Consider the following 23,733-nt stretch of genomic DNA (forward strand, 5'->3'; position numbering starts at 1 on the left):
TAGGCCACCCCACGGACACGGGACCCTGCTGTTCGCCGCCGGCGCACTGGGTCGGATCCCGGGCTCACACCCCACGCCCAGTTCAGGGTCACTGCTCACAGCGAACCGCCTCGGCGGGGTCAGGCAATGACCGCACTCCCGGACCCTGGACGGTCAGTGACGGAACGGTCACGATTGCCTCCGCACACGGGTGTCTCTGGGTGTTCTCCAAACTTCGTCTTGGATAATCGGGACATGAGCTCCGACGAATCCCCCCGCTTCACCGCCGAGGAGTCCCGCCTCCTCTTCGGCACCGACTCACCGTCTCCCGCCCAGCCCCAGGTGGGAGCCCAGCCGTCGCTGCGAGACCGCGTCAGATCGGCGGTCGGCCGCGGCGGCGGACTCTCACGGTTCGCGCCGGTCTTCGTCCTCCTCGCCCTCATGTGGATCATCGAGATCGTCGATGCGATCCTGCCCGCCGACCTCGACCTCCTCGGTCTCCAGGCCTGGAATCCGATCTCGCTCTACGGCGTCATCACCTCCCCGCTCCTCCACGCCGGGTTCGGGCATCTGCTCGCCAACACGTTCCCATTCCTCGTCCTCGGCCTCTTCATCGCCGCCGAGGGCGCACGCCGCTTCTGGCTCGTCACGGCGGTCACCGCGGTCGTCGCCGGGGTCGGGGCGTGGCTGACGACGATGCCGGGGACGTACATCGTCGGCGCCTCGGGGATCGTCTTCGGCTACTTCGGCTACCTCGCGGTGCGGACGTGGTTCACCGACGACGTCCTCCGCAAGATCATCTACTTCACGATCGGGTTCTTCATCTTCATCACCTACGGGGCCTCCCTCGTCTTCGGGATGCTCCCGCAGGCCAACGGCGTCTCGTGGCAGGGTCATCTCTTCGGCTTCATCGGCGGCGTCCTCGCCGCGTGGCTCATCCACCGCAGGCAGGGCTCGCGCACGACGGCGTGAGTGGTCCGGCTGCCGTGAACGGTCCTGTCGGCGTGAGCGCGGTGTCCGCGCAGATCTGAACCGACCTCGCCGAGGCGGTCCGCCCGTTGCGCGGCCCCGGTTCAGCTGCGGGCGTGGAACTTCTCCTGAACGGGCAGCAGGCCGTCGATGATGAGCATCTCGACGGCGTCGGCGACGTCGGAGACGAAGATCGGCAGCGTGGTGCGCTCATCCTTCGAGAAGGGCCGGAGCACGTAGTCGGCGGTGTCCTGGCGTCCGGGCGGGCGGCCGACGCCCGCGCGAATGCGCACGTAGTCCTTCGTGCCCAGCGACGAGGTCATCGACCGCAGGCCGTTGTGGCCGCCCTCTCCCCCGCCGATCTTCGCCTTGATCGTGTCGAAGGGCAGGTCGACGTCGTCATGGACGGCGATGATGCGGTCGGGGTCGATGCCGTAGAAGTCGGCGAGTCGGCGGACCGGGCCGCCGGAGTTGTTCATGTACCCCGTCGAGGTGGCCAGCACGACCCGTGGGCCGGGGACGCCGGGCACGCGGCCGTGCGGCAGCCGCCCGGTTCCCGCGTTCGCCGCCATCTTCGTCCGCTTGAGGGTGATCCCGCACCGCTGGGCGAGGTCGCCGACGACCATCTGACCGATGTTGTGCCGGGTCGCCGCGTACTCCGGGCCCGGATTGCCGAGTCCGAAGACCAGCCATGGTTCGCTGCTCATCGCAGTCCTCTCCTCATTCGTCCCCCGCCGCCTCGGCGAACCGTGCAGCGGCCAGCTGCGCACACGTCCGAACCGACGCGACGCGCTAGTCCGGCCGCGTCCGCTCACTCCAACACGTCCCACACTATGCAGTTCGGCGGGCCGCCATGGTGGCGGCCCGCCGAATCAGCGACTCACTAGACGGTGGCCGGTCTCAGACCAGCGCGGTCAGACCAACGCGGTCACTCCTCGTCGGAGGACTCGTCCTCGGAAGCGGCCTCGTCGGTCGACTCCTCGTCCGTGGTCTCCTCGTCGGTGGTCTCGTCGGCGTCGGACTCGGTGTCCATCTCGACCTCTTCGGAGATGTTGACGATGAGCAGCTCGGGGTCGGCGACGAGTTCGACGCCGGAGGGCAGCTCGACCTGGTCGGCGAGGATGTGCTCGCCGGCCGGGCGGCCTTCGACGTTGACCTCGAAGAGCTCGGGCAGCTTGGTCGCGTCGGCGAGGACGGCGAGCGTCGACTCGACCTGCGAGACCATGGTGCCGGGCGCGGCGTCGCCGATGACGTGGACGGGGACGTCGACCTCGATCTTCTCACCGCGCTTGACGATGATGAGGTCGACGTGCTCGATGTCGCGGCGGACGGGCTCGATCTGGACGTCGCGGGCGATCGCGAGGACGTTCTTCGATCCGTCGGTGCTCTCGATCTCGAGCAGCGCGTTGGCCTGCTTGAGGGCCATCATCGTGGCGTGGCCGTCGAGCGAGACGTGGACGGGGTCGCCGCCGTGGCCGTAGACGACCGCGGGGATGCGACCGGCGCGGCGGATGCGCCGTGCTGCGCCCTTGCCGAATTCGTCACGGGGTTCGGCGATGAGTTTGAAGTCAGCCATTTTCTCTCCTTCGTGGTGATTGCTCATGCACCACGGCGAAACAGCCAGCCGCACTCGGGTGCCGGGCACCGCAGGAGTGGGTCAGGACCGCGTCGATCACGGAAGCAGAGCCGCTTCCCTCGCCGAGGCAACCCGACTATTCTACGGCACCCTCCGAGGCTGCTCCAAGTCGCGAGGTCACCGCACTCACGCACGCCTCGATGCCCTCGGGAGTGAGCAGGATGTCGTAGTGGTTCGTGCCCGGCACCTCGACGATCCGCATCCGCGGCCACTCCTCGGCGAATCCCGCGACGACCGCGGGCGGGTAGAGTCCCGGTTCGGCGGCGACGAGGTCGCGTTCGGCGCAGAGGAACGTCACGTCGGCCTGGCGTTCGTCATCGCCCATCACTGCCGCGAGTGCTGCGGGGTAGGCCGTCCCTGTGTACATGTCCGCGGAGTCGGCCTGCATCGCCTCGACCGACGTCGAGGGCTGGAACGTGTCGTCGTCCTTCGCCGCGAGGTCGTAGACGAAGCTCTCGGTCGCGACCGTGTCGAGACCGTCGACGAAGGCGGGGTGGGCGGCGAAGAACGCGAGGTACTCCTCGACGGTGTCGAAGCTCATCGACAGCCGCTCGGCGGCCGGGCCGAGGACCGCGGCGATGAGATCGTCGGTGTCGAGCGCGGCGTTGAGCCCATCGTCGCCGTCACGGTCGGAGCCCTCGGCGGACGCCGGGTCCTCCCCCGCACCCGGCAGGGCGAGCGGGAGGGGAAGTCCCCCGTCGATGAGGACAGGGCCGCGGAAGCGGACGGTCGCCTCGGCGGCCTCCCGGCCATCGCTGTCGAGGGCGGCCGGCAGACCGGCCAGGGTCATCGCGACGAAGCCGCCCATCGAATGGCCGACGAGGGTGACGACACTCGAATCGGAGAACGTGTTGATCGCTGCGAGCACGTCCTCGGCATGCGCGAGCATCCCGAAGGGAGCCCCGAGGAGCCGGGAGTCGGCCCGTCCGCGCAGGTCGGGACCGATGATGCGGACACCGGGCAGGAGCGGGACGAGACCGGCGAAGAAGAGGTGGTTCGAGGTGATCCCGTGGATGACGCAGACGGTGGGCACGGGCCCGGGTTCGGCGGAGACCGGCTCCCAGACGCCGACGGAGAGCTGTCCTCCGGCGACGTCCACCCGGTAGCGGTTGTAGTCGTGGGTCGACATCGTCACGGCTCCCTTCCTCGGCTCACTCCTCAGTGTAGAACGCCCGAGCGCCCCGCTGGCCGCTCAGCCGCCCCGACTGCAGCCTGCCGAACCCAGCATGCCGACCGCAGCATGCCGACGGCAGCACGACGACCGCAGAAACCGGTCGGTGAATACCGAACGCACCCCCGCCGGCGGCAAGGGTGCGTTCGCAGGTGCGGGAGCTCAGACCTCGAAGAGGCTCGTCACCGACCCGTCCTCGAAGACCTCGTGGACGGCGCGGGCGATGAGCGGGGCGATCGAGAGCACCGTGAGCTTGTCGAAGAGCTTGTCCTCGGTCAGCGGCAGCGTGTTCGTGACGATGACCTCCTCGGCAACGGAGTTCTCGAGGCGCTCGACGGCGGGTCCGGAGAAGACGGCGTGGGTCGAGACGACGATGACGTTCTTCGCGCCGGCCGCCATGCAGGCGTCGGCGGCCTGGACGATCGTGCCGCCGGTGTCGATCATGTCGTCGACGAGCACGCACGTGCGGCCCTCGACCTCACCGACGACGCGGTTGGCCTTCGTCTCGTTCGGCCGGGTGATGTCGCGGGTCTTGTGGATGAAGGCCAGCGGCACGCCGCCGAGCGCGTTCGACCAGTTCTCCGCGACCTTGATGCGGCCGGCATCGGGCGAGACGACGGCGAGGTCGCCGGGGTACTTGTCCTTGACGTACCCGGCGAGGATCGGCATCGCGATGAGGTGGTCGACGGGACCGTCGAAGTAGCCCTGGATCTGCGCGGTGTGGAGGTCGACGGTGATGATGCGGTCGGCGCCGGCCGTCTTGTAGAGGTCGGCGACGAGGCGCGCGGAGATCGGCTCACGGCCGCGGTGCTTCTTGTCCTGGCGCGCGTAGGGGAAGAACGGTGCGATGACCGTGATCCGCTTCGCCGAGGCGCGCTTGAGGGCGTCGACCATGATGAGCTGCTCCATCAGCCATTCGTTGATGGGAGCGCTGTGCGACTGGAGGACGAAGACGTCGCAGCCGCGCACCGACTCGGAGAACCGGACGTAGATCTCGCCGTTGGCGAAGTTGTAGATGTCGGTGGGGAGCAGTTCCGTCCCCAGGTTCTCCGCGACCTGCTCAGCGAGTTCGGGGTTCGCCCGCCCGCTGACCAGAACGAGCTTCTTGTCGCCCGCCGTCGTTATCTCATTCACTGATCCGCTCCCCCTCGGATGCGGCCTCGGCGGCCCGCGCTGCGGGCGTGCCGGGGCGATTGGCTTCAACCCAGCCCTCCAGGTTGCGCTGCGGTGCCACATTGATGGCGAGCGCCCCTGCAGGGACATCCTTGCGCACGACGGTGCCGGCACCCGAGTAGGCGCCGTCGCCCACCGTCACAGGAGCGACGTACATGTTGTCCGAGCCCATCCGTGCATGCTTGCCGACCGTCGTGCGGTGCTTGGCGACGCCGTCGTAGTTGACGAACACCGAGGCGGCGCCGATGTTCGTGCCCTCCCCGATCTCCGCATCGCCGACGTAGGAGAGGTGGGGCACCTTCGCCCCGGGTCCGATCTCCGCGTTCTTCGTCTCGACGAACGTGCCGATCTTCCCGTCAGCGCCGAGGTTGGTCCCCGGACGCAGGTAGGCGAACGGTCCGACGCTGGCTCCGGGGCCGACGATCGCGAGCTCCGAATGCGTGCGCACGACCTGGGCTCCGGCCCCCACCTCGGTGTCCTTGAGCGTCGAATCGGGGCCGACGACGGCGCCGTCCCCGATGTCGGTGGCGCCGAGGAGCTGGACTCCGGGCAGGAGCGTGACGTCCTGGCCGAGGGAGACGTCGACGTCGATCCACGTCGTGTCCGGGTCGATGATCGACACGCCCGCGCGCATCCACTTCTCGCAGGTGCGGCGGTTGAGTTCCTTGCCCAGCTGCGCGAGCTGGACGCGGTCGTTCGCGCCCTCGACCTGCCAGAGGTCGTCGGTGGCGGTCGCCGCGACGGGCAGGCCGGCGTCATGGGAGACGGCGACGACGTCGGTGAGGTACTTCTCGCCCTGGGCGTTGTCGGTCGTCAGGGACGACAGGCCCGTCCGCAGGGCGGCGGCGTCGAAGGCGTAGATGCCGGAGTTGATCTCGTGGATCGCGCGCTCGGCCTCGGTGGCGTCCTTCTGCTCGACGATGCGCAGGAGGTTGCCGGCGCCGTCGCGGACGATGCGTCCGTAGCCGGTGGGGTCGCCCACCTCGGCGGAGAGGACGGTGACGGCATTGCGCTCGCCTTCGTGGACCTCGACGAGGCCGGTGATCGTCTCCGTCGTCAGCAGCGGCACGTCGCCGTAGGTGACGACGACGGTGCCGTCGAGGTCGGCGGGCAGCTGGGTGAGCGCGCATTCGGTGGCGCGTCCGGTGCCGGGCACCTCGTCCTGGTCGGCGACGAGGACGGTGCGCGTCGAAGTGATCGAGAGATCCTCGAGGTGGGCGACGAGCTGGTCGCGCTCGTGCCGGACGACGACGACGAGGTGGTCGGGAGAGGTCCCCGCCGCCGCGGCGATCGCGTGGTGGAGGAGGGAGCGACCGCCGATGGGGTGCATGACCTTCGGCAGTGCCGACTTCATCCGGGTGCCCTGGCCGGCGGCCAGGACGATGACGGCTACGGGTCGGGTCTGCGGCATGTGAAAAGAATCCTTCGCAAGTCGGATGGGGCCAGCTCCGCCCATAGGATTCGAACCTATACTGCACGGCTCCAAAGGCCGGCGTGCTGCCATTACACCAGGGCGGAACAGCGTGCGCCAGTCAATCAGGGCCCGCGCTCACGAGACACCATCATGCCATTACGATGAACGGTATGGAAATTCTGCGCGAGGTACTGCTCACCCTTCATCTTATCGGCATGGCGATCATCGTGGGAGGCTATTTCACGGTCATCCGCGCCCCTCGCGTGCTGCCCGGAATGCTCCATGCCTCGTACCTCCAGCTCGTCACCGGACTCCTCCTCGTCGGGCTCGCGGAGATGGGTGACGGCCAGGTCGACCACATGAAGATCGGCATCAAGCTCGTCGTCGCGATCCTCGTCACGGTCTTCGCCTTCATCGGCAACCGGCAGCAGAAGCGGTACGCCGCGGGACTCGACGACGGCGGACTCGCTGCAGGCGGCACGGCCGGCACGGGTGCCGGTGGTGCTGCCGTGGCGACGAAGAACCCCTCGGCGACGATGGCGCATCTCACGTTCGCGTTCGCGATCATCAACGTCCTCGTCGCGGTCTTCGTCGGCTGACCCGCGTCCTCAGCACGCCCGCGGGCGTGGGGAAACCCGGCGCCGAGCTGTTCATCGCTGTGCTGACGGGCGCCCGGATGTCTGCCGACGGTGAGGGCGTCCCCTCGCGTCAGCGGCGACCGGTATCGTGGACTCCGACATGACTGAGAACTCCTCCATCACGGCTGCCTCCCCCGCCGACGAGCTGCTGTCGGGACTCAACCCCCGCCAGCGCGAAGCCGTCGTCCACACGGGCTCTCCCCTGCTCATCGTCGCCGGCGCCGGGTCCGGCAAGACGACGGTGCTCACGAGGCGCATCGCCTACGCGCTGGCCACCGGACGTGCGCACCCGGGCGAGATCCTCGCGATCACGTTCACGAACAAGGCAGCGAAGGAGATGGCCGAGCGCGTCTCGGCGATCGTCGGACCCGCCTCGCGCTCGATGTGGGTCTCGACGTTCCACTCCTCGTGCGTGCGGATCCTCCGGCGCGAGGCGAAGACGCTGGGCATGAAGTCGAACTTCACGATCTACGACGCCCAGGACGCGCAGCGCCTCGTCGCGCAGATCCTCAAGGAGCTCGGTCTCGATTCGAAGAAGTACGCCCCGCGGGCGATCCTCCACCGGATCTCGAACCTCAAGAACGAGCTCCAGACGGCCGAGGACTTCGTCCCCCGTCCCAACAATCCGGCCGACGAGGTGCTCGCCGACGTCTTCCGCCGCTACACCGCGCGCCTCAAGCTCGCCAACGCCTTCGACTTCGACGACCTCATCGCCGAGACCGTCCACCTCTTCGGCGCCTTCCCCGAGGTCGCCGACTACTACCGGCGCCGGTTCCGGCACATCCTCGTCGACGAGTACCAGGACACGAACCCCGCCCAGTACGCGCTCATCCGCGCCCTGGCCGGTGACGGCGCCGGGGGCTCCGGCGGTGCCGAGCTCACCGTCGTCGGCGACGCCGACCAGTCGATCTACGCGTTCCGCGGGGCGACGGTGCGCAACATCGTCGAGTTCGAGAAGGACTTCCCCGCCGCCGAGGTGGTCCTCCTCGAGCAGAACTACCGGTCGACGCAGAACATCCTCGACGCCGCGAACGCCGTCATCGCCAACAACCAGGACCGCAAGGAGAAGCGTCTGTGGACCTCCGAGGGCGGAGGCAAGCCGATCGTCGGCTGGGTCGCGGAGAACGAACAGGCCGAAGCACGGTTCGTCGTCGACCACATCGATGAGCTCATCGACGACGAGAAGTACACGTACGGCGACTTCGCCGTCTTCTACCGCACGAACGCCCAGTCCCGCGCGATCGAGGACGCCCTGGTCCGCTCGGGCATCCCGTACAAGGTCGTCGGCGGCACGCGCTTCTACGAGCGCCGGGAGATCAAGGACGCCCTCGCCTACCTCCGCGTCATCGCCAACCCCGACGACGACGTCAACCTCCGGCGCATCCTCAACGTGCCCAAGCGCTCGATCGGCGACCGCACCGAGGGCATCATCGCCGACTTCGCCGACCGGGAGGGCATCAGCTTCTACGCGGCCCTCGGTCGCCTCGAGGAGATCCCCCACCTGCCCTCGCGGGCGCAGACCGCGGTGCAGAAGTTCTACGACCTGCTGAGGGATCTCTCCGCGACCGCCGAGGCGGCTCCCGTGTCCCGTGTCATCGAGGCGATCCTCGAGCAGAGCGGGTACCTCGAGTCCCTTCAGAAGAGCACGGACCCGCAGGACGAGTCGCGGGTCGACAACCTCGCCGAGCTCGTCGCCGTGGCCGAGGACTTCGCCGCCACCCGCACGATCGCCGCCGCCGATGATGAGGAGACCGCGGAATCCGACGCCGTTCCCTCCGACGCCGTGGAGGCGAAGGGCGACGACACGAGCGCTGCACCAGAGCCGGAGGATGCCCTCGCCGAGGCGACCGCCGAATCCGGTGCCGACGCTGAGTCCTCCGACGTCGAGTCCCCCGCCGAGGCGGCCGGCAGCTCGTCGATCGATGCGTTCCTCGAGCAGGTCGCCCTCGCCTCGGACACCGATCAGATCCCCGACGCCGAACTCGGTCAGGTCACGCTGATGACCCTGCACACGGCGAAGGGCCTCGAGTTCCCCGTCGTCTTCCTCACCGGACTCGAGGACGGCGGCTTCCCGCACGCGCGGTCCTTCGAGAATCCGAGCGAGCTCTCCGAAGAGCGTCGCCTCGCCTACGTCGGCCTCACCCGGGCCCGCCAGCGGCTCATCGTCACGCGTGCCGAGACCCGCAGCATGTGGGGCCAGCCGCAGTACAACCCGCCGAGCCGGTTCCTCACGGAGATCCCGGAGAACCTCATCGAGTGGGAGAGCACCGGCAGCTTCTCCTCGGCGCTCGGCAGCGGCGGGGGCTTCGGCTCAGGATCGCGCGGCTTCGGCTCCGGCGGCTACGGTTCGGGCAGCGGCTACGGCGGCGGGTCGACCCGCGGTTCCGGATCATCGCGCAGCAGCCGGTCGTCCTCGTCGACGGCGGGCGGCTTCCCCAACCGCATCCGCCCCAACCGCGAAGTCATCTCCGTGTCCGTGGGTGAGAAGGTCTCCCACGAGTCATTCGGCCTCGGCACCGTCACCGAGGTCAACGGCGTCGGCGACAAGGCCGTCGCCGTCGTCGACTTCGGCTCGCTCGGCACGAAGCGCCTCCTGCTCCGGTACGCGCCGGTCGAAAAGCTCGGCTGAGTCGACTCCTCAGGTGTCCGGGCGCGAAACCGGTGCCCGGACACGAAGAAGCGCCGAGGTGAAATCGCTTCCACCTCGGCGCTCATCCATGCCGGACGCGGCTATGGATTGAAGATCATTCGTTGCCAATCGCACCGTCGGCGCCGTCGCGGCCCTGGTTGATCTGGTCCTCGAACTTGCCTCCGGAAAGGTTGTTGGCTGCGTCAGCGCCCTTGTCCAGGCCCTGGTCGCTGAGTTCTTCACCCTTATCGCTATTCAAGGCGTCCTTGGCTTTGTTGGTGAGGTCATCAAATCCCATGCTGTCTCCTTTCATCGGAAGAGGCCCTCTCGGACCTCCTGACGCAGTCCACGATGCCACTTCCCGCGCCCGAGACAAGGTGGGGAGCCGGATTTCACAGCCACCTCACAAAGTGACGAAGGTCGCAACTACAGTAGCCTGCCTCCGTCAGGCGTCGCTCCTGGTGGACTCCGGTGCGAGGTCGGGGCACTCACACGGCGGAGACTGCAACGGTGTGTCCGGGCCGCGGCTCAGCGGGTCTGGGGGACGACGAAGGCGAGTCCGACGAGGAGGACGGCGAAGATCAGGCACGTGAGAATGTCGACGGTCTTCGACCTGTTGCCCCAGAACTCGCCCCAGGGTGCCGGCATCGCGCGCAGCATCGCGAGTCCTGCCGGGACGGCGGCGAGCACGATGGCCGCCAGGCGGAAGTCGATGAACGCCGAGGCCGCGGCGATGACGATGGCGACGAGACAGGCCAGCAGCACCCAGTCCTTCGACACCGGGTGGGCGTACCGGCGCTTCCAGTAGATCCAGCGCTTGGCGACCGCCCCTCTCCCCCGCCGGGCATGGCGGGGAGAGGTGCGGGTGCGCTCAGTGGAAGAAATGGCGGCTCCCCGTGAGATAGAGGGAGACGCCCGCGGCCTCGGCGGCGGCGATGACCTCGTCGTCGCGGATCGATCCGCCCGGCTGGACGACGGCAGTGACCCCGGCGGCGAGGAGGATCTCGAGGCCGTCGGCGAACGGGAAGAACGCGTCGGAGGCGGCGACGGCCCCGGCGGCGCGTTCGGCCCCGGCACGGTCGACGGCGAGCTTCGCGGAGTCGACGCGGTTGACCTGTCCCATGCCGACGCCGACCGAGGCCCCGTCCTTCGCGAGCAGGATCGCGTTGGACTTCACCGCCCGGCAGGCCTTCCACGCGAATTCGAGGTCGGCGAGGACCTCGGGCGTCGCCGCCGGTCCGGCCGCCAGCGTCCACGCCTCCGCGGAGTCGCCGGCGGCCTGGAAGACGTCGCGGTCCTGGACGAGGAAGCCGCCGGTGATCTGCGTGAGCTCGCGGGCCGGGAAGTCGACGTCGCCGAGTTCGATGAGGCGGAGGTTCTTCTTCGCGGCGAGGATCTCGAGAGCCTCGGGCGAGAACGACGGTGCGGCGAGGCATTCGGTGAAGATCGGCTTGATCGATTCGGCGAGCGCGGCGTCGACCTCGCGGTTGACGGCGATGACTCCGCCGTAGGCCGAGAGCGGGTCGGAGGCGTGCGCGGCCCGGTGCGCCTCGGCGGGGGTGTCGGCGACGGCGATGCCGCACGGGTTCGCGTGCTTGATGATCGCCACGGCGGGACGGTCGAAGTCGAAGGCGGCGCGGATCGCGGCATCCGTGTCCGTGTAGTTGTTGTAGGACATCGCCTTGCCGCCGAGCAGTCTCGCGCCGGCGATTCCCCGGGTGCCGTCGGTGTAGACGGCGGCTCCCTGGTGGGGGTTCTCACCGTAGCGGAGGTCGTCGAGCTTGACGCCGGTCAGTCCCGCGAAGTCCGGCTGCGTTCCCTCGGCGGCGAGTTCCCCGGCGAACCAGGCGGCGACCTGGGAGTCGTAGGCCGCGGTGTGGGCGAAGGCGCGAGCGGCGAAGGCCCGTCGGGCCCCCTCGTCGAAGCCCTCGGCGGCTGCCGCATCGACGACCGCAGCGTAGTCGGCCGGGTCGGTGACGACGGTGACGGTGGGGTGGTTCTTCGCGGCCGCCCTGACCATCGAGGGACCGCCGATGTCGATCTGCTCGATGCAGTCGTCGAAGCCGGCGCCGCTGGCCACGGTGTCGGCGAACGGGTAGAGGTTGACGACGACGAGGTCGAACGGCGCGATCTCGAGTTCGTCGAGCTGCTCGAGGTGATCGGGCTTGCGCGAATCGGCGAGGATCCCGGCGTGCACGCGCGGGTGGAGGGTCTTGACCCGACCTTCGAGGGTCTCGGGGAAGCCGGTGAGCTCCTCGACCTTCGTGACGTCGACCCCGGCATCGGCGATCCGCGCCGCCGTCGATCCTGTGGAGACGATCTCGACCCCGGCCGCGGCGAGCCCACGGGCGAGCTCCTCCAGACCGGTCTTGTCGTAGACGCTGATGAGCGCTCTCCTGATCGCGCGGGTTCCTGTCACTGATCCTCCTTGGGGTGCGGTGTGGATGGAGTCGGGTCGGACGGTCGGGCTCGGTAGCCCTGCACGCGGCGACCGTCGATGTCGAGGTCGTTGTCCGTGAGGAACGCCAGCAGTCGGACGACCTCCTCGCGTTCGCGGGTCTTGATGCGCTCGTGCACGGTCTCCTCGGTGTCGCCGTCGTGCACGGGGACGGCGAACTGCGTGATGATCGGCCCGGTGTCGACTCCGGCGTCGACGAGGTGGATGGTCCCCCCGGTGACCTTGACCCCGTGCGCGAGCGCGTCCCGGACGCCGTGGGCCCCGGGGAACGCGGGCAGCAGTGCGGGGTGGGTGTTGATGATGCGATCGGGGAAGGCGGAGATGAATTCCTCGCCGAGGATGCGCATGAATCCCGCGGACACGACCCAGTCCGGGGCGAAGTCCGCGACGGTGTCGCGCAGCGTCCGGTTCCACTCCTCCCGGGTCGCGCTGTCCCGGGGGCGGACGACGAAGGTCGGGATGCCCGCCGCTTCGGCCCGGGCGAGGACACCGGCGGTTGCCGCATCGGAGCCGATGCCGACGATCTCGACACCCGCCTCGGCGCGGGCGGGCCCGGCGAAGGCGTCGATGACGGCCTGGGTGAGGGTGCCTGAACCGGAGGCCAGGAGAACGATGCGCACGGATCCATTCTATCCACGCGTCGGCCCGTGCCCGTCCCGGGTGCGCTGCTCCGCGCCGAGGCGTTTGCCAGTCGACTGTGACAAAATGTGGGGGTGACGTCACCGAACAGCACCGAAGAGAAGAACGCCCCCACTCCTGAAGAGGAGAGGCAGGCAGCGCCCGCGCGACACGGACTCATCCTCGTCCTCCTCGTCCTCGCCGCCGTGCTGACGTTCACGTACCCGCTGCCGTTCAAGCTCGCCGCGGCCGGTTTCGCGATCGCCGCCATCGTGTGGTCGATCCGCTACATCATCGCCGTGGTCAGGGCGAAGCAGCGTCGCAGCATCTCACTCGGCGTGCTCGGCGGACTGCTGAGCATCTACCTCATCTTCTCCACGATGTCCTCCGTCGTCCTCTGGCCCGTCCAGACGGCGTACGAGGAGTGCGTCCGGGATGCGATCACCCAGCAGGCCGAGCTGACGTGCGCGAGCGACTACGAGACCGGACTCGGCGACTGGTTCCAGCAGATCACCGGACAGGAACTCGATCTTCCCGGCTCGAACTGAGCCGGCGCTGAGCCGCCGGGCAGTGGTGACCCGACCAGCGGCGCGCGCGTCCCGCCGAGCCGCTGGTCGGCGTTGAGCTGACCCGGCCGCGGCGGCATCCGACCTTGTGAGTTTCAGAGCTCCTCGTGGTCGGCGGCCTCGACGGCGTCGTCGAACTGCATGTGCGAGAGCTTCGTGAGCACGAGTCCGAGGCTGAGCCCCACCCCGATCCACCCGCAGACGGCGAGCGCCGAGGTCAGCGGGGAGGGTCCGAAGGCCGCCAGGCCGAGCGGTCCGATCGCTCCCCGGGAGAACAGGGCGATCGTCTCGGCGGTGACGAAGAGGATCCCGCCCGCGATCGCCAGTCCCGTCCACGATGCCGCGTGAACGGCCCGGGCGTGGGTGCGGCCGATGACGACGCTGCCGACGCCGAGGAGGACGAGCAGGGCCGGTGCGGCCCTCGTCCACACCGGGTAGTCGCCGACGAGCAGCTCGAGGACGGGCACCGGCGGAACCGGGCCGGAGACCGTGCTGAACACCGAGCTCACCCCGCCGGCGCCGATGCTCACCCCGGTCCCCGCGATCCACGACAGGGCGCCGAAGAGGGCGCCGGGGGCGAAGAGCAGCTGGAGGACGGTGAGTCCGATGCCCGCCGACAGGGGCGAGCTGTAGGATCCCATCGCCTCGGCGAGGTCGGACCAGCGCAGGACGAGGGCGGCGCCGATGACGACGACGGCGAGGGAGGCCGCACCCCACAGGACGCGCCGGGCCAGAGCGACGGCCGTCTGCCACAGTGCGGGATCGAGGTCGGCGAACCATGGGATGTCGACGACGCCGCGGGCCCGGACGTAGCCTGCGGCGAACGCGGTGACGAGGAGCACGAGCAGTCGGAGGAAGCCGAGGGGGGTCATCGTCGCCTCGCCGACGATGAGGGACAGGGCCACGAGCGGACCGGCGTAGGCGAGCGCGAACCCGGCGAGCGCCATCGCGCACATCGCCCACCAGGGGGTCTCCTCTCCGTCGTCGGAGCGGATCGGATCGGCGTCCGAGAGGGTCGAGACGAGCCGGGACGCTCCGGCGGCGAGGAGCAGCCACACGCCGAGGGTGACGAGCCCGGGGGCAAGCGAGAAGTCGAACCCGATCGTCGAGACGCTCAGACCGTGGACGACCGCCCACAGGGCGAACGCCCACTCGGGAATGATCGAGTAGTCGAGCTGAGCGCCCAGCCCGACGATCCAGAAGACCGTCGCGACGACGAACGCCGAGGGGATGACGATGAGGTCGAGGCGGAAGGCCTCGACCAGTCCGAGGAGGACGGGATGGCGCGTGGTGCTCTGATGTGGAGAAGTGTGCATCGTTTCCATTTTCGCTGACCGACAGTCGACTTCCCGGTATTGACCGCGCGAAACTCATCTCAGGGACGTACAATTGCGCCAGAACGCGCGTGTCGGAAGTTAAGGAAGCAGCGAGCGATGAGCAATGGGAATGACGAACAGAACGTTCCGCCACCACCCAATCAGCCCCCGGGTCGCAACGGCGCCGGAGACGGCAAGGACCCATCGACGCCTGCCGACAGCGATGCGGTGAACGCAGGCTCGGGTTCCGATGCGACCTCGGCGGGCGGCCCCGCAGAGTCCGCGAAGGGCACGCCTGCCGGGCCAGCGAAGGGCACCGAATCCACTGGGGACAGCGCCCGGCCGGTCGGTCGTGACGCCGGCAAGACCGACGCTGGCGCGTCCGCCGGAGCGGACAAGTCGGACGCTGCGGTGAAGCCCGGCGGTGCAGAGAAGTCGGACGGCACAGACAAATCGGACGGCGCAGCGAAGTCCGCTGACGCACAGGCCCCGAGTGATGACACCGTGGCGATGCCCGCCCCCTTCTCCGCGGATCGTTCCGAGTCCGCGAACCGGCCGGAGTCAGCCACTGGCGGCGAATCGTCCTTCGGCGACAGCGCCCCGCCGCTGCAGACGCCCGGCGGCCAGTCCGGCCCCCGGGATCAGAGTGCCTCCGGACCGGGCGAGCGCCCCGGCACCGGCGGTCGTGCCGATGCGCAGCCGTCCGCCCCGCAGTTCGGCGCCCAGAACAGCAGCGCCGCGGGTCACGGTTCCCCCGGGAACGGTCCGCAGGGCAACGGCCCACAGAGCAATGCACCGCAGGGCGACGGCCGACCGAACGGTGGTCCCCGACCGGATGACCGTCAGGGCAGCGGCGCGGCTCCGTTCGGTGCCGCGGCAGCCGGCGGCGTGGTCGGCGCGAGCTCCGCGTATCCGAACGGTCCTGCGCAGAATGGCCCTGCACAGAATGGGCCGGGCCAGAACGGTCCAGGCCAGAGCGGTCCTGCGCAGAACGGCCCCGGCCCCTATCAGCCCGGACCAGGCCAGAACGGACCCGGCCAGGCGGGCGGCAACGCGTACGGCAGCAGCTCGTACGGCAACGGTCCCTACGGTCAGACGAATCCGTACCAGTCCCCGACGGGCTCCGGACCTCAGACCGCCTCCGGACCTCAGACCGCCTCCGGACCCCAGACCGGGTCGGGCCCCCGGACCGGGTCGGGCCCCCGGACCGGGTCGGGACCCGGATCGTCGCAGGCGCTGCCCCAGCCGGCTCCGGCCCCCGGGTTCTCAGGCGGCACGACAGCCACCTCGCGGGCCGCGGCGCGTCCGACGAAGAAGAAGGGCAAGCTGCCCCTCTTCATCGCCCTCGGCTCGGTTCTCCTCGTCCTCGTCCTCGTGCTCGTCGGGTTCCTCGTCATCAACTCGGTGAACAAGAACAACTACGGTCCCGACACCGTCGCCGAGGACTACGTGGCGGCCCTCAACAAGGGCGACTTCGCCGCGGCGGAGAAGATCGCCCCGTCCCCGCGCCCCGAGGGCACGAACATGGACCTGCTGTCGAAGAACTTCACCGACGCCTCCTCGGCGAAGATCGAGAACGCCAAGGTCGAGACCTCACAGGTCGACGGCGACAGCGGCAAGGTCACCGTCACCTACGAGCTCGACGGCAGCACGTACAACGTCGACCTGCCCGCGAAGAAGGACGGCAAGCAGAACCTCTTCTTCGACAAGTGGACGCTCACGGGTCCGGCGCTCCACGTCATCTCGCTCGACGTGCCCGCGGCCGACGGCCTGAAGATCAACGGCACCGACTACACGGCGCAGGCAGGCACGACCGCCTTCGCCGTCTACCCGGGCAACTACGACTTCTCGATCCCGGCGAGCAAGTGGGTCTCCGAGGCCTCCGACACGGCTGCGGCGAACTTCCCGCAGGCGTACGCCCCGGGCGATCAGCCGAGCACCGACCAGGTGTCGCCGCTCACCCTCAATCTCGCCCTGTCCCCGACGCCTGATTTCGAGAAGGAAGTCCAGAAACAGGTCGAGGCGGAGCTCAACAAGTGCTTCGACAACAAGGACATCAAGCCCAAGTGCAAGTTCATCAAGTTCGATCCGACGCAGATCCCCGTCGGCGGCACCGATGACAAGCTCGAAGACCTCGCGAAGGACAACACCGCGAAGTGGACCATGAAGAAGATGCCGCAGGTCAAGGCCTCCTTCGGCATGGGTGACACGAACACCGGGTCGTTCTTCACCGAGACCAACGGCACGTTCGACTTCAGCGTCGACGGCAAGGCCGCCGGTTCCTCGTACTTCTCCAACGACAACCCGCTGTCGGTCTCCGGCAGCGTGAACATCGAGGGCGACACACTCACAGTCGAGTTCTTCGACTTCTGAGCCGCCGCTGACGGCCGCAGACGCTGAGGGCCGGGACTCCGCTGCGGAGTCCCGGCCCTCAGCGTCTGCGCATCCGGGTGCCGGCTACCGGAGGACGATCAGCTGCGGGGCCTCACCCGAGGTCGGCCGGCTGCGGGGCGGGAATGCCCGCCGCAGCCTCGAACCACATGCCGGCGGCCATGACGAGCCGGTCGGCGAACCGACAACCTGCGATCTGCACGCCGACGGTCCGGCCGTCACCGGTGTACCCGCCGAGGACGACGGCCGCCGGCTGCTCGGACATGTTGAAGGGCATCGTGAAGCCGATGTGCCCCATCTTCTCGCTCGCGTCCGGATACGGCATCGGCCACTCGGCGGGAAAGGACGCCCCGGGGGCGACCGGCGAGAGCACGAGGTCGAACCCGTCGGTGGCAGCGACGGTGCGGCGCCGGATCTCCTGCACGCTGTGATAGCAGTCCATGAGCGTCGTGCCCGTGACGTGGGCCCCGCCCTGCGCCCATTGGCGGATGTAGGGCAGGATGAGATCCTGCTCGGCGAGCGGCAGAGCGCGCAGGTCGTTCCATGACCGCACCCGCCAGAACAGGTCCATGTCCCCCAGCAGGTCGTCGTCGATGAATGGGTCGACGTCGACGACCTCGGCACCGGCGGCGGCGAACGTCCGCCCCGCCTCGGCGATCACCGCGGCGACCTCCGGGACCACCGGCTCACCGCAGCCGGCGTCGAGCTGGAGACCGATCCGCAGTCCCTGCGGCGAGAAGGCCGCGTCGGGTCCGAGCCCGGCGGGCCCGAGGTCCTCCTCGGCATCGGCGGCGAACCTCGGCAGCCGGGAGTAGTCGCGGTCATCGGGGGCGGAGATGACGGGCATCACCGCTGCGACATCGGCCATCGACCGGGCGAGCGGTCCCGCGCAGCGTCCGAGGTAGGGGACGTCGAGTGGAACCCGACCGAAGCTCGGTTTGAGACCGGCCAGCCCCAGCCACGTGCATGGCAGGCGGATCGACCCGCCGATGTCCGAACCGATGTGGATCGGGCCGTACCCGGCCGCGGCCGCGGCTCCGGCGCCCGCGCTCGACCCTCCCGTCGTCAGGCCCGGATCGAGCGGGGAGCGGGTGATCCCGTGGAGGGAGGAGACCCCCGAGGAGAGCATCCCCCAGTCCGGCATCGTCGTCGATCCGACGATGACGGCGCCCGCCTCCTCGAGTCGCGCGGTGATCGGCGCATCGTGGTCGGCGACGGGAACCTCGACCCAGGCATGTCCCGAGGGCATCGGCACTCCCCGACGCGCGATGTTCTCCTTGATCGTCACCGGCACTCCGTCGAGGCGACTGAGCGGGCGGTTCTCCCGCCACCGTCTCGCACTCGCCTCGGCGGCCGCGGTCGACCGCGCATCATCGCGGTGGACGAGGGCGTTGATGACCGGTTCCCACACGTCCATCCGCTCCGCCACGTCGGCGAACACGTCGCGCGGATCGAAGTCCCCGGCGGCGAAGCCCGCCGTCATCTCCGCGGCTGAGCGGTCGGCCAAGGTCATCGTCGTCCTTCTCTCTTCTCGTGGTCAGCGGGCGCCGGCGAGCGCCTCGGCGAGGTTGGGCGTCGCCGCGATGAGGCTTCTCGTGTACTCCTCACGCGGGTGCGCGTAGACGCCCTCGGTCGTGCCGGCCTCGACGATGCGGCCGTCCCTCATGACGATGACGTCCGAGCACAGGTGCCGGATGACGCCGAGGTCGTGGGAGACGAAGACGAGGGTGAGGGCGTAGTCGTCGACGAGGTCGCTGAGCAGGTTGAGCACCTGCGCGCGCACGGAGACGTCGAGGGCGGAGACCGGTTCGTCGGCGACGAGGATCTGCGGGCGGGAGACGAGGGCGCGGGCGATCGAGATCCGCTGCCGCTGACCGCCGGAGAACTGGTGCGGGTACCGGCGCATCGTGGCCGGGTCGAGGTCGACGGCGCGCAGCATCTCCTCGACCCTGGCCTCCCGCTCCTCCCGGCCGATGCCCTTGGCGATGAGCGGTTCGGCGACGATGTCGGCGATGCGCATGCGCGGGTCGAGGGAGGCGAACGGGTCCTGGAAGACGATCTGCAGGTGCTCCCGCAGGGTCTTCAGCTCTGCCGCGGACGCCGATTCGACGGAGATGTCGCCGACGCGCACGTGCCCGGTCGTCGGGGTGTCGAGACCCGCGAGGATGCTCAGCAGCGTCGACTTCCCCGACCCCGATTCGCCGACGATGCCGAGCCGCTGTCCGCGGGCAACGCTCAGGTCGATGTTCTCCAGGGCCTGGACGGGCCGGCGGCGGCGGAAGAGGAGACCGCCGGAGCGGTAGAGCTTCGAGACGCCGGTGACGTCGATGAGCGGGTCCCGGTCTCCCGCCTTGGGTGCCGGCCGTGCCCGGTCGACGACGGTGTGCGCCGAGGCGGTCGCCGGCCCCTCCGTCACCTCACCGGCGGGCGGCGGGGCGAATCTCGAGAACCTGTCCGCCCGCTCGGTTCCGCCGGGCCCCGCGTACTCCCCCGCGGTGCGCAGCGTGAAGAGCCGACCGTTCTCATCGGTGGCCTCGAGATCCGAGGAGGCGAGGAGGCCGCGGGTGTACGCGTGCTGGGGATCGGTGAAGACCTCCGCGACGCTGCCGGTCTCGACGATCCGGCCCCGGTGCATGACGATGACCCGCTCGCAGATGCCGGCGACGACGGCGAGGTCGTGAGTGATGAAGAGGAGTCCGGCCCCCACGGCTCCGACGCGTTCGGAGATGAGGTCGAGCATGTGCTTCTGCACCGTGACGTCGAGCGCCGTCGTCGGCTCGTCGCAGATGAGCAGGCGCGGCGAGTTCGCGAGCGCGATCGCGAGCATGACCCGCTGCCGCTGGCCGCCGGAGAGCTGGTGCGGGTAGGCGAACCGCGCCCCGTCGGGGTCGGGCATGCGCACGCTGACGAGGAGGTCCCGGACCCGCGCGGGGATCTCAGTCCGCGGCACTCCGCCGTGGAGGCGGAGCACCTCGGCGATCTGGTCACCGACGCGCATGAGCGGGTTGAGCGCGCTCATCGGCTCCTGGAACACCATCGAGACGAGGTCCGAGCGCATCCGGGCCAGTCGCCGTTCGCTCGCCTCGAGGACGTTGCCGTCGAAGCCCGCCAGGGTCACGGAGCCGGTGGCGGAGAGCTCCTCGGGCAGGAGCCCCATGATCGACAGCGCGGTCAGGGACTTCCCCGATCCGGACTCCCCGATGAGTCCGACCCGCTCCCCCGGGGCCATCGTCAGGGACACGCCGTCGACGACGGGGGTGTCGGCATCGGCCGGGGTGATCGTCAGCCCGGCGACGTCGAGGAGGGTCTCGGCCATCTCAGCGCACCTCCATCTTCGGGTCGAAGCGGTCCCGCAGCCCGTCGCCGAGGAGGTTGAACCCGAGGACGGCGAGCGCGATGAACAGGCCCGGCCACAGCGCGAGTTCGGGGTGGGTGGTGAGGAACTGCTGGGACTCCTGGAGCATCCGTCCCCATGACGGCACCGGCGCCTGGGTGCCGAGACCGAGGAAGGACAGCCCCGCCTCGGCGAGGACGGCGATGGCGAACGTCACGGAGGCCTGGACGATGACCATGCCAGCGATGTTGGGCAGGACGTGGACGACGGCGATCGCGCCGGGGCTGCGGTTGGCGGCGCGGGCCGCGCGGACGTAGTCGGAGCCGAGCACCTGCAGCGTGCCGGAGCGGGAGACGCGGGCGAACCCGGGGATCGAGGCGATGCCGACGGCGGCCATCGCCGGTCCGGTGCCGGGCTGGTAGACGGCGGCGAAGATGATCGCCAGGAGCAGGGCGGGGAAGGCGAGGAGGATGTCGTTGGCGCGCATGATCGCGGCGCCGATCCACCCGCCCCACGGGTACTGGGCGAAGACGGCGGCGAGGATGCCGATCGGGGTGCCGATGAGCAGGGCGATGCCGACGGCGACGACGCCGACCATGAGCGTGATCCGCGCCCCGTACATGATCCACGTCAGGGTGTCGCGGCCGAACCGGTCGGTGCCGAAGGGGTGTGCCGGGCTCGCGGATTCGAGGCGCGCGGCGGGGTCGACGGCGCCCGGGTCGTACGGGGTCCAGACGAAGGAGACGAGCGCGAGGGCGACGATGAGGACGACGAGGACGCCCCCGATGAGCAGCGGCGCACCGAGGCGGCGCCGCCTCCGCCGGCCGGGAGCGGCGGGCGCTGCCGCGGCGGGGTCGGTGGCGACGGTGTCGCGCGGGTTGGGCTCGCTCATGCGGCATTCCTCAGACGCGGGTCGACGACGGGATAGAGGAGGTCGACGATGAAGTTGATGATGAGGACGAGGACGATGAGGACCATGACGATGCCCTGGACGGTGAGCAGGTCCCGGTTGGCCACGGCCCGCACGAGCTCCGAGCCGATGCCGGGGAGGACGAAGATCTGCTCGATGACGACGGCGCCGACGAGGAGGGTCGCGAGCTGGACGCCGGCGACGGTGATGACGGGGATCGCGGCATTGCGCAGACCGTGGGCGAAGAGCGCCCGGGTGCGGGTCAGGCCCTTCGCCCGGGCGGTGCGGATGAAGTCCTCCCGCATGACGTCGAGGACCGCCGAGCGGACGTAGCGGGTGAGGATCGCGGCCTGGACGAGGGCGAGCGCCACGACGGGGAGGACGAGGCCTGCGAGGAAGTCGCCGAAGCCCTCGATCGGCGCCGTCCACCCCTGGGAGGGGAACCATCCCAGGGTGAGGGAGAAGACCATGACGAGGAGGATGGCGGCGAGGAAGTTGGGGATCGCGATCCCCACCTGGCTGAGTGCGGAGATCGTCGCGCCCACCCAGTTGCGCTGCTCGAGGGCGGCGAAGGTGCCCAGCGGCACGGCGATGGCGACGGCGAGGACGATCGCGGTGACGACGATGATCGCGGTGACCTGGACGCTGTCGACGATGACCGGGGTGATCTGCGTGCCCGTGACGTACGAGGTGCCGAAGTCGCCCTGGACCATGCCGCCGACCCAGTCGAGGTAGCGGACGATCGGGGGCTCATCGAGACCGTACCGGGCTTCGAGGGCGGCGACGGCCTCCGGCGTCGCGTTCGTCCCCAGCGCCACCTGAGCCGCATTGCCCGGCAGGACGCTCATCAGCGCGAAGACGATCACCGAGGCGACGAGGAGGGAGAGGAGGAACTGGACGAACCGACCGAGGATGTAGGCGAGCATGGGCGACGGGTCTCACGCCCAGCTGAGATCGGCGATGCGGAAGGCGTCGGAGACGCGGTTGGCCGGGATCCCGCTGACGTCGGCCTTCGCGACGACGAGATTGGGGAAGAGGAAGAGGAAATCGGCGGCGGCATCCTCGGTGATCGTGCGGGCGATGTCCTTCATGCCGGAGATGTACTCCTCCTCGGTGCCGGTGTCGGCCTTCTCCGCGAGCTCCTTGATCGTCGTGTCGTCGTAGCCGGTGTAGTAGTCGGAGGAGAAGACCGTGAGCAGGTCGCGGGGTTCGGCGTGGTTGATCACCGACATGTCGTACTCGTGCTTCGTGAAGGTCTTGTCGAGCCACACGGCCGGGAACTCCTGCGTCTCGATCCTCGCTCTCAGCCCGACGGCCTCGAGCTGGGAGGACACGATCTCGGAGATCGCCTTCGCATACGGCAGGTTCGGCACGGTGAAGGCGAACTCCTCGCCGCTGATCCCCGCCTCGTCGACGAGCGTCTTCGCCTTCTCCGGGTCGTAGGGCCACACCTGGGTGAGGTCCTCGTAGTACGGGTCCGTGGGCGGCACCATCGACCCGATGAGCTCCCCGTAGCCGGCCCACGCGGTGTCGAGCACGGCCTGGCGGTCGACGGCGTACATCACGGCCTCGCGGGCAGCCTTGTCGGCGAAGATGCCCTCGGCGTTGTTCATCGAGAGGACGACTTCACCGTTCGTCGTCCCGGACACGATCTGGTACTCGTCGCTCTGGAATTCGCTCGCGAGCTCCGGGGCCTGCAGGTTCGAGACGACGTCGATCTCCCCGGACTTCAGGGCGTTGGCCGCCGACACGGCGTCCTTGAAGTACTTGAACTCGACGTTGGCCACCGCGGGCTGCTCGCCCCAGTAGTCGTCGCGGGCGACGAAGTCGATGGACTGACCGCGGGTGAACGCGTCGACGGCATACGGGCCCGTCCCGATCGCCTGGTTCGCCAGGTCGTCGGTGCCGGCAGTGTCGAAGACAGCACCGACGAGGGTGGTGAGGTTGAACAGCCACATGTTCGACGGCTTCGCCAGGGTGATCTCCACGGTGGAGTCATCGGGGGTCGCGATCTCCTCGACGATGTCCATCTTCGACTTCAGCGGGTTCTGCCACTCGTTCTGCACGCGTTCGTACGAGTACTTCACGTCCTCGCTCGTCAGCTCCGCGCCGTTGGAGAACGTCACACCGTCGCGCAGGGTGAACGTGTAGGTCCGCCGGTCATCGGAGACTTCCCACTCCTGCGCGAGGGCGGGCTGGATCTTGCCCTGCTCGTCGACGCGGACGAGGGATTCGTAGACGTTCTCCATGAGCGCCTCAGGGATCGCCACCCCGGAGGTCGAGGTGAAGTCGAGGTTGACCGGTTCGGCGGTGAACGCGATCGCCATCGAGTCGTTCTGCCCCTCCCCCGGGTCCGAGGCTCCCGCGGAGCACGCTGACAGGAACAGGGTCGCAGCGGCTGCGGCCGCGACCAGGAGTGTGGCGCGCGGAGTCTTCATCGTTCACCTCGTCGTTCGGGATGCCCATCGGCTCTGTCAGTGTATCCGAGCCCGGACCCCGTGAACGTGGCGGGGGTCACATCGTGAGCGGCT

General features: G+C 69.3%; 20 protein-coding genes and 1 tRNA gene. 5 read left to right on the plus strand and 16 right to left on the minus strand.

All coding sequences use genetic code 11. The features are described 5' to 3' along the window. Positions 1 to 234 precede the first annotated feature (234 nt). The gene (locus J9315_RS11915; RefSeq protein ID WP_198498256.1) at positions 235 to 951 is read left to right on the plus strand and encodes a rhomboid family intramembrane serine protease; all 717 of its coding nucleotides are present in this window, start codon (positions 235 to 237) and stop codon (positions 949 to 951) included. 101 nt (positions 952 to 1,052) lie between these two features. On the opposite strand, the gene pth is transcribed toward J9315_RS11915, so the two are convergent. The 6 genes from pth to J9315_RS11945 all read right to left on the minus strand — a co-directional run bounded on the left by pth (position 1,053) and on the right by J9315_RS11945 (position 6,446). After that, entirely contained in the window at positions 1,053 to 1,655 is a 603-nt protein-coding gene (gene pth, locus J9315_RS11920; protein WP_198498255.1) for an aminoacyl-tRNA hydrolase, read from the minus strand. 221 nt (positions 1,656 to 1,876) lie between these two features. Further along, the gene (locus J9315_RS11925) at positions 1,877 to 2,524 is read right to left on the minus strand and encodes a 50S ribosomal protein L25/general stress protein Ctc (RefSeq protein ID WP_211977943.1); all 648 of its coding nucleotides are present in this window, start codon (positions 2,522 to 2,524) and stop codon (positions 1,877 to 1,879) included. Positions 2,525 to 2,660: 136 nt separating this feature from the next. After that, the gene (locus J9315_RS11930) at positions 2,661 to 3,713 is read right to left on the minus strand and encodes an alpha/beta hydrolase (RefSeq protein ID WP_198500921.1); all 1,053 of its coding nucleotides are present in this window, start codon (positions 3,711 to 3,713) and stop codon (positions 2,661 to 2,663) included. A gap of 204 nt (positions 3,714 to 3,917) precedes the next feature. Then, positions 3,918 to 4,889, minus strand: coding sequence for a ribose-phosphate diphosphokinase (locus J9315_RS11935; protein ID WP_198498253.1), 972 nt, complete (start codon positions 4,887 to 4,889; stop codon positions 3,918 to 3,920). After that, positions 4,882 to 6,339: a bifunctional UDP-N-acetylglucosamine diphosphorylase/glucosamine-1-phosphate N-acetyltransferase GlmU gene (gene glmU, locus J9315_RS11940; RefSeq protein WP_137826788.1), complete on the minus strand. Its 1,458-nt coding sequence runs from the start codon at positions 6,337 to 6,339 to the stop codon at positions 4,882 to 4,884. The genes J9315_RS11935 and glmU overlap by 8 nt, the downstream gene beginning before the upstream one ends. Before the next feature lie 35 nt (positions 6,340 to 6,374). Beyond that, positions 6,375 to 6,446 (minus strand) — tRNA-Gln (locus J9315_RS11945). Positions 6,447 to 6,557: 111 nt separating this feature from the next. Here J9315_RS11945 and J9315_RS11950 point away from each other — a divergent pair. Further along, positions 6,558 to 6,941: a hypothetical protein gene (locus tag J9315_RS11950; RefSeq protein ID WP_249120896.1), complete on the plus strand. Its 384-nt coding sequence runs from the start codon at positions 6,558 to 6,560 to the stop codon at positions 6,939 to 6,941. Positions 6,942 to 7,080: 139 nt separating this feature from the next. Continuing rightward, a complete protein-coding gene (locus J9315_RS11955; protein ID WP_198498251.1) occupies positions 7,081 to 9,609 on the plus strand; it encodes a UvrD-helicase domain-containing protein in 2,529 nt (842 codons plus the stop codon). Between the two features lie 115 nt (positions 9,610 to 9,724). Here the strand turns inward: J9315_RS11955 and J9315_RS11960 are convergent, their stop codons facing one another. The 4 genes from J9315_RS11960 to purN all read right to left on the minus strand — a co-directional run bounded on the left by J9315_RS11960 (position 9,725) and on the right by purN (position 12,687). Beyond that, positions 9,725 to 9,907, minus strand: a complete 183-nt coding sequence (locus J9315_RS11960; RefSeq protein WP_137826786.1) for an antitoxin — start codon at positions 9,905 to 9,907, stop codon at positions 9,725 to 9,727. Positions 9,908 to 10,137: 230 nt separating this feature from the next. Beyond that, a complete protein-coding gene (locus tag J9315_RS11965) occupies positions 10,138 to 10,389 on the minus strand; it encodes a hypothetical protein (protein ID WP_232623533.1) in 252 nt (83 codons plus the stop codon). A gap of 91 nt (positions 10,390 to 10,480) precedes the next feature. Beyond that, entirely contained in the window at positions 10,481 to 12,028 is a 1,548-nt protein-coding gene (gene purH / locus J9315_RS11970) for a bifunctional phosphoribosylaminoimidazolecarboxamide formyltransferase/IMP cyclohydrolase (RefSeq protein ID WP_198498250.1), read from the minus strand. After that, a complete protein-coding gene (purN, locus tag J9315_RS11975; protein WP_198498249.1) occupies positions 12,025 to 12,687 on the minus strand; it encodes a phosphoribosylglycinamide formyltransferase in 663 nt (220 codons plus the stop codon). The genes purH and purN overlap by 4 nt, the downstream gene beginning before the upstream one ends. A gap of 93 nt (positions 12,688 to 12,780) precedes the next feature. Here purN and J9315_RS11980 point away from each other — a divergent pair, with 93 nt between their 5' ends. Further along, positions 12,781 to 13,233, plus strand: a complete 453-nt coding sequence (locus J9315_RS11980; RefSeq protein ID WP_137826783.1) for a hypothetical protein — start codon at positions 12,781 to 12,783, stop codon at positions 13,231 to 13,233. 113 nt (positions 13,234 to 13,346) lie between these two features. Here J9315_RS11980 and J9315_RS11985 read toward each other — a convergent pair whose 3' ends face one another. Beyond that, a complete protein-coding gene (locus J9315_RS11985; protein WP_198498248.1) occupies positions 13,347 to 14,567 on the minus strand; it encodes a DUF6350 family protein in 1,221 nt (406 codons plus the stop codon). A gap of 117 nt (positions 14,568 to 14,684) precedes the next feature. Between J9315_RS11985 and J9315_RS11990 the strand changes: the two genes are divergently transcribed. Further along, the gene (locus tag J9315_RS11990; RefSeq protein WP_211977944.1) at positions 14,685 to 16,940 is read left to right on the plus strand and encodes a hypothetical protein; all 2,256 of its coding nucleotides are present in this window, start codon (positions 14,685 to 14,687) and stop codon (positions 16,938 to 16,940) included. Between the two features lie 112 nt (positions 16,941 to 17,052). Here the strand turns inward: J9315_RS11990 and J9315_RS11995 are convergent, their stop codons facing one another. Genes J9315_RS11995 through J9315_RS12015 form a run of 5 tightly spaced genes read right to left on the minus strand, consistent with a single transcriptional unit; the run spans position 17,053 to position 23,640 of the window. Further along, the gene (locus tag J9315_RS11995; RefSeq protein ID WP_211977945.1) at positions 17,053 to 18,471 is read right to left on the minus strand and encodes an amidase; all 1,419 of its coding nucleotides are present in this window, start codon (positions 18,469 to 18,471) and stop codon (positions 17,053 to 17,055) included. A gap of 24 nt (positions 18,472 to 18,495) precedes the next feature. Beyond that, on the minus strand, positions 18,496 to 20,274 hold the full coding sequence (locus J9315_RS12000) for an ABC transporter ATP-binding protein (protein WP_211977946.1): 1,779 nt from the start codon (positions 20,272 to 20,274) through the stop codon (positions 18,496 to 18,498). Between the two features lies 1 nt (position 20,275). Continuing rightward, positions 20,276 to 21,184, minus strand: a complete 909-nt coding sequence (locus J9315_RS12005; RefSeq protein ID WP_211977947.1) for an ABC transporter permease — start codon at positions 21,182 to 21,184, stop codon at positions 20,276 to 20,278. Then, positions 21,181 to 22,128, minus strand: coding sequence for an ABC transporter permease (locus J9315_RS12010; protein ID WP_211977948.1), 948 nt, complete (start codon positions 22,126 to 22,128; stop codon positions 21,181 to 21,183). Before J9315_RS12010 ends, J9315_RS12005 begins: the two co-directional genes overlap by 4 nt. 12 nt (positions 22,129 to 22,140) lie before the next feature. Continuing rightward, positions 22,141 to 23,640: an ABC transporter substrate-binding protein gene (locus tag J9315_RS12015; protein WP_211977949.1), complete on the minus strand. Its 1,500-nt coding sequence runs from the start codon at positions 23,638 to 23,640 to the stop codon at positions 22,141 to 22,143. Positions 23,641 to 23,733: the final 93 nt, after the last annotated feature.

It is taken from the genome of Brevibacterium sp. W7.2 (assembly GCF_018137945.1).
Classification (GTDB): domain Bacteria; phylum Actinomycetota; class Actinomycetes; order Actinomycetales; family Brevibacteriaceae; genus Brevibacterium; species Brevibacterium sanguinis.

Excerpts from the sequence above, each read along its gene's own strand:
- J9315_RS11915 (WP_198498256.1), top strand. The coding sequence starts at position 235 with ATGAGCTCCGACGAATCCCCCCGCTTCACCGCCGAGGAGTCCCGCCTC.
- pth (WP_198498255.1), bottom strand. The coding sequence starts at position 1,655 with ATGAGCAGCGAACCATGGCTGGTCTTCGGACTCGGCAATCCGGGCCCG.
- J9315_RS11925 (WP_211977943.1), bottom strand. The coding sequence starts at position 2,524 with ATGGCTGACTTCAAACTCATCGCCGAACCCCGTGACGAATTCGGCAAG.
- J9315_RS11930 (WP_198500921.1), bottom strand. The coding sequence starts at position 3,713 with ATGTCGACCCACGACTACAACCGCTACCGGGTGGACGTCGCCGGAGGA.
- glmU (WP_137826788.1), bottom strand. The coding sequence starts at position 6,339 with ATGCCGCAGACCCGACCCGTAGCCGTCATCGTCCTGGCCGCCGGCCAG.
- J9315_RS11950 (WP_249120896.1), top strand. The coding sequence starts at position 6,558 with ATGGCGATCATCGTGGGAGGCTATTTCACGGTCATCCGCGCCCCTCGC.
- J9315_RS11955 (WP_198498251.1), top strand. The coding sequence starts at position 7,081 with ATGACTGAGAACTCCTCCATCACGGCTGCCTCCCCCGCCGACGAGCTG.
- J9315_RS11960 (WP_137826786.1), bottom strand. The coding sequence starts at position 9,907 with ATGGGATTTGATGACCTCACCAACAAAGCCAAGGACGCCTTGAATAGC.
- J9315_RS11985 (WP_198498248.1), bottom strand. The coding sequence starts at position 14,567 with ATGCACACTTCTCCACATCAGAGCACCACGCGCCATCCCGTCCTCCTC.
- J9315_RS11990 (WP_211977944.1), top strand. The coding sequence starts at position 14,685 with ATGAGCAATGGGAATGACGAACAGAACGTTCCGCCACCACCCAATCAG.
- J9315_RS11995 (WP_211977945.1), bottom strand. The coding sequence starts at position 18,471 with ATGACCTTGGCCGACCGCTCAGCCGCGGAGATGACGGCGGGCTTCGCC.
- J9315_RS12000 (WP_211977946.1), bottom strand. The coding sequence starts at position 20,274 with ATGGCCGAGACCCTCCTCGACGTCGCCGGGCTGACGATCACCCCGGCC.
- J9315_RS12005 (WP_211977947.1), bottom strand. The coding sequence starts at position 21,184 with ATGAGCGAGCCCAACCCGCGCGACACCGTCGCCACCGACCCCGCCGCG.
- J9315_RS12010 (WP_211977948.1), bottom strand. The coding sequence starts at position 22,128 with ATGCTCGCCTACATCCTCGGTCGGTTCGTCCAGTTCCTCCTCTCCCTC.
- J9315_RS12015 (WP_211977949.1), bottom strand. The coding sequence starts at position 23,640 with ATGAAGACTCCGCGCGCCACACTCCTGGTCGCGGCCGCAGCCGCTGCG.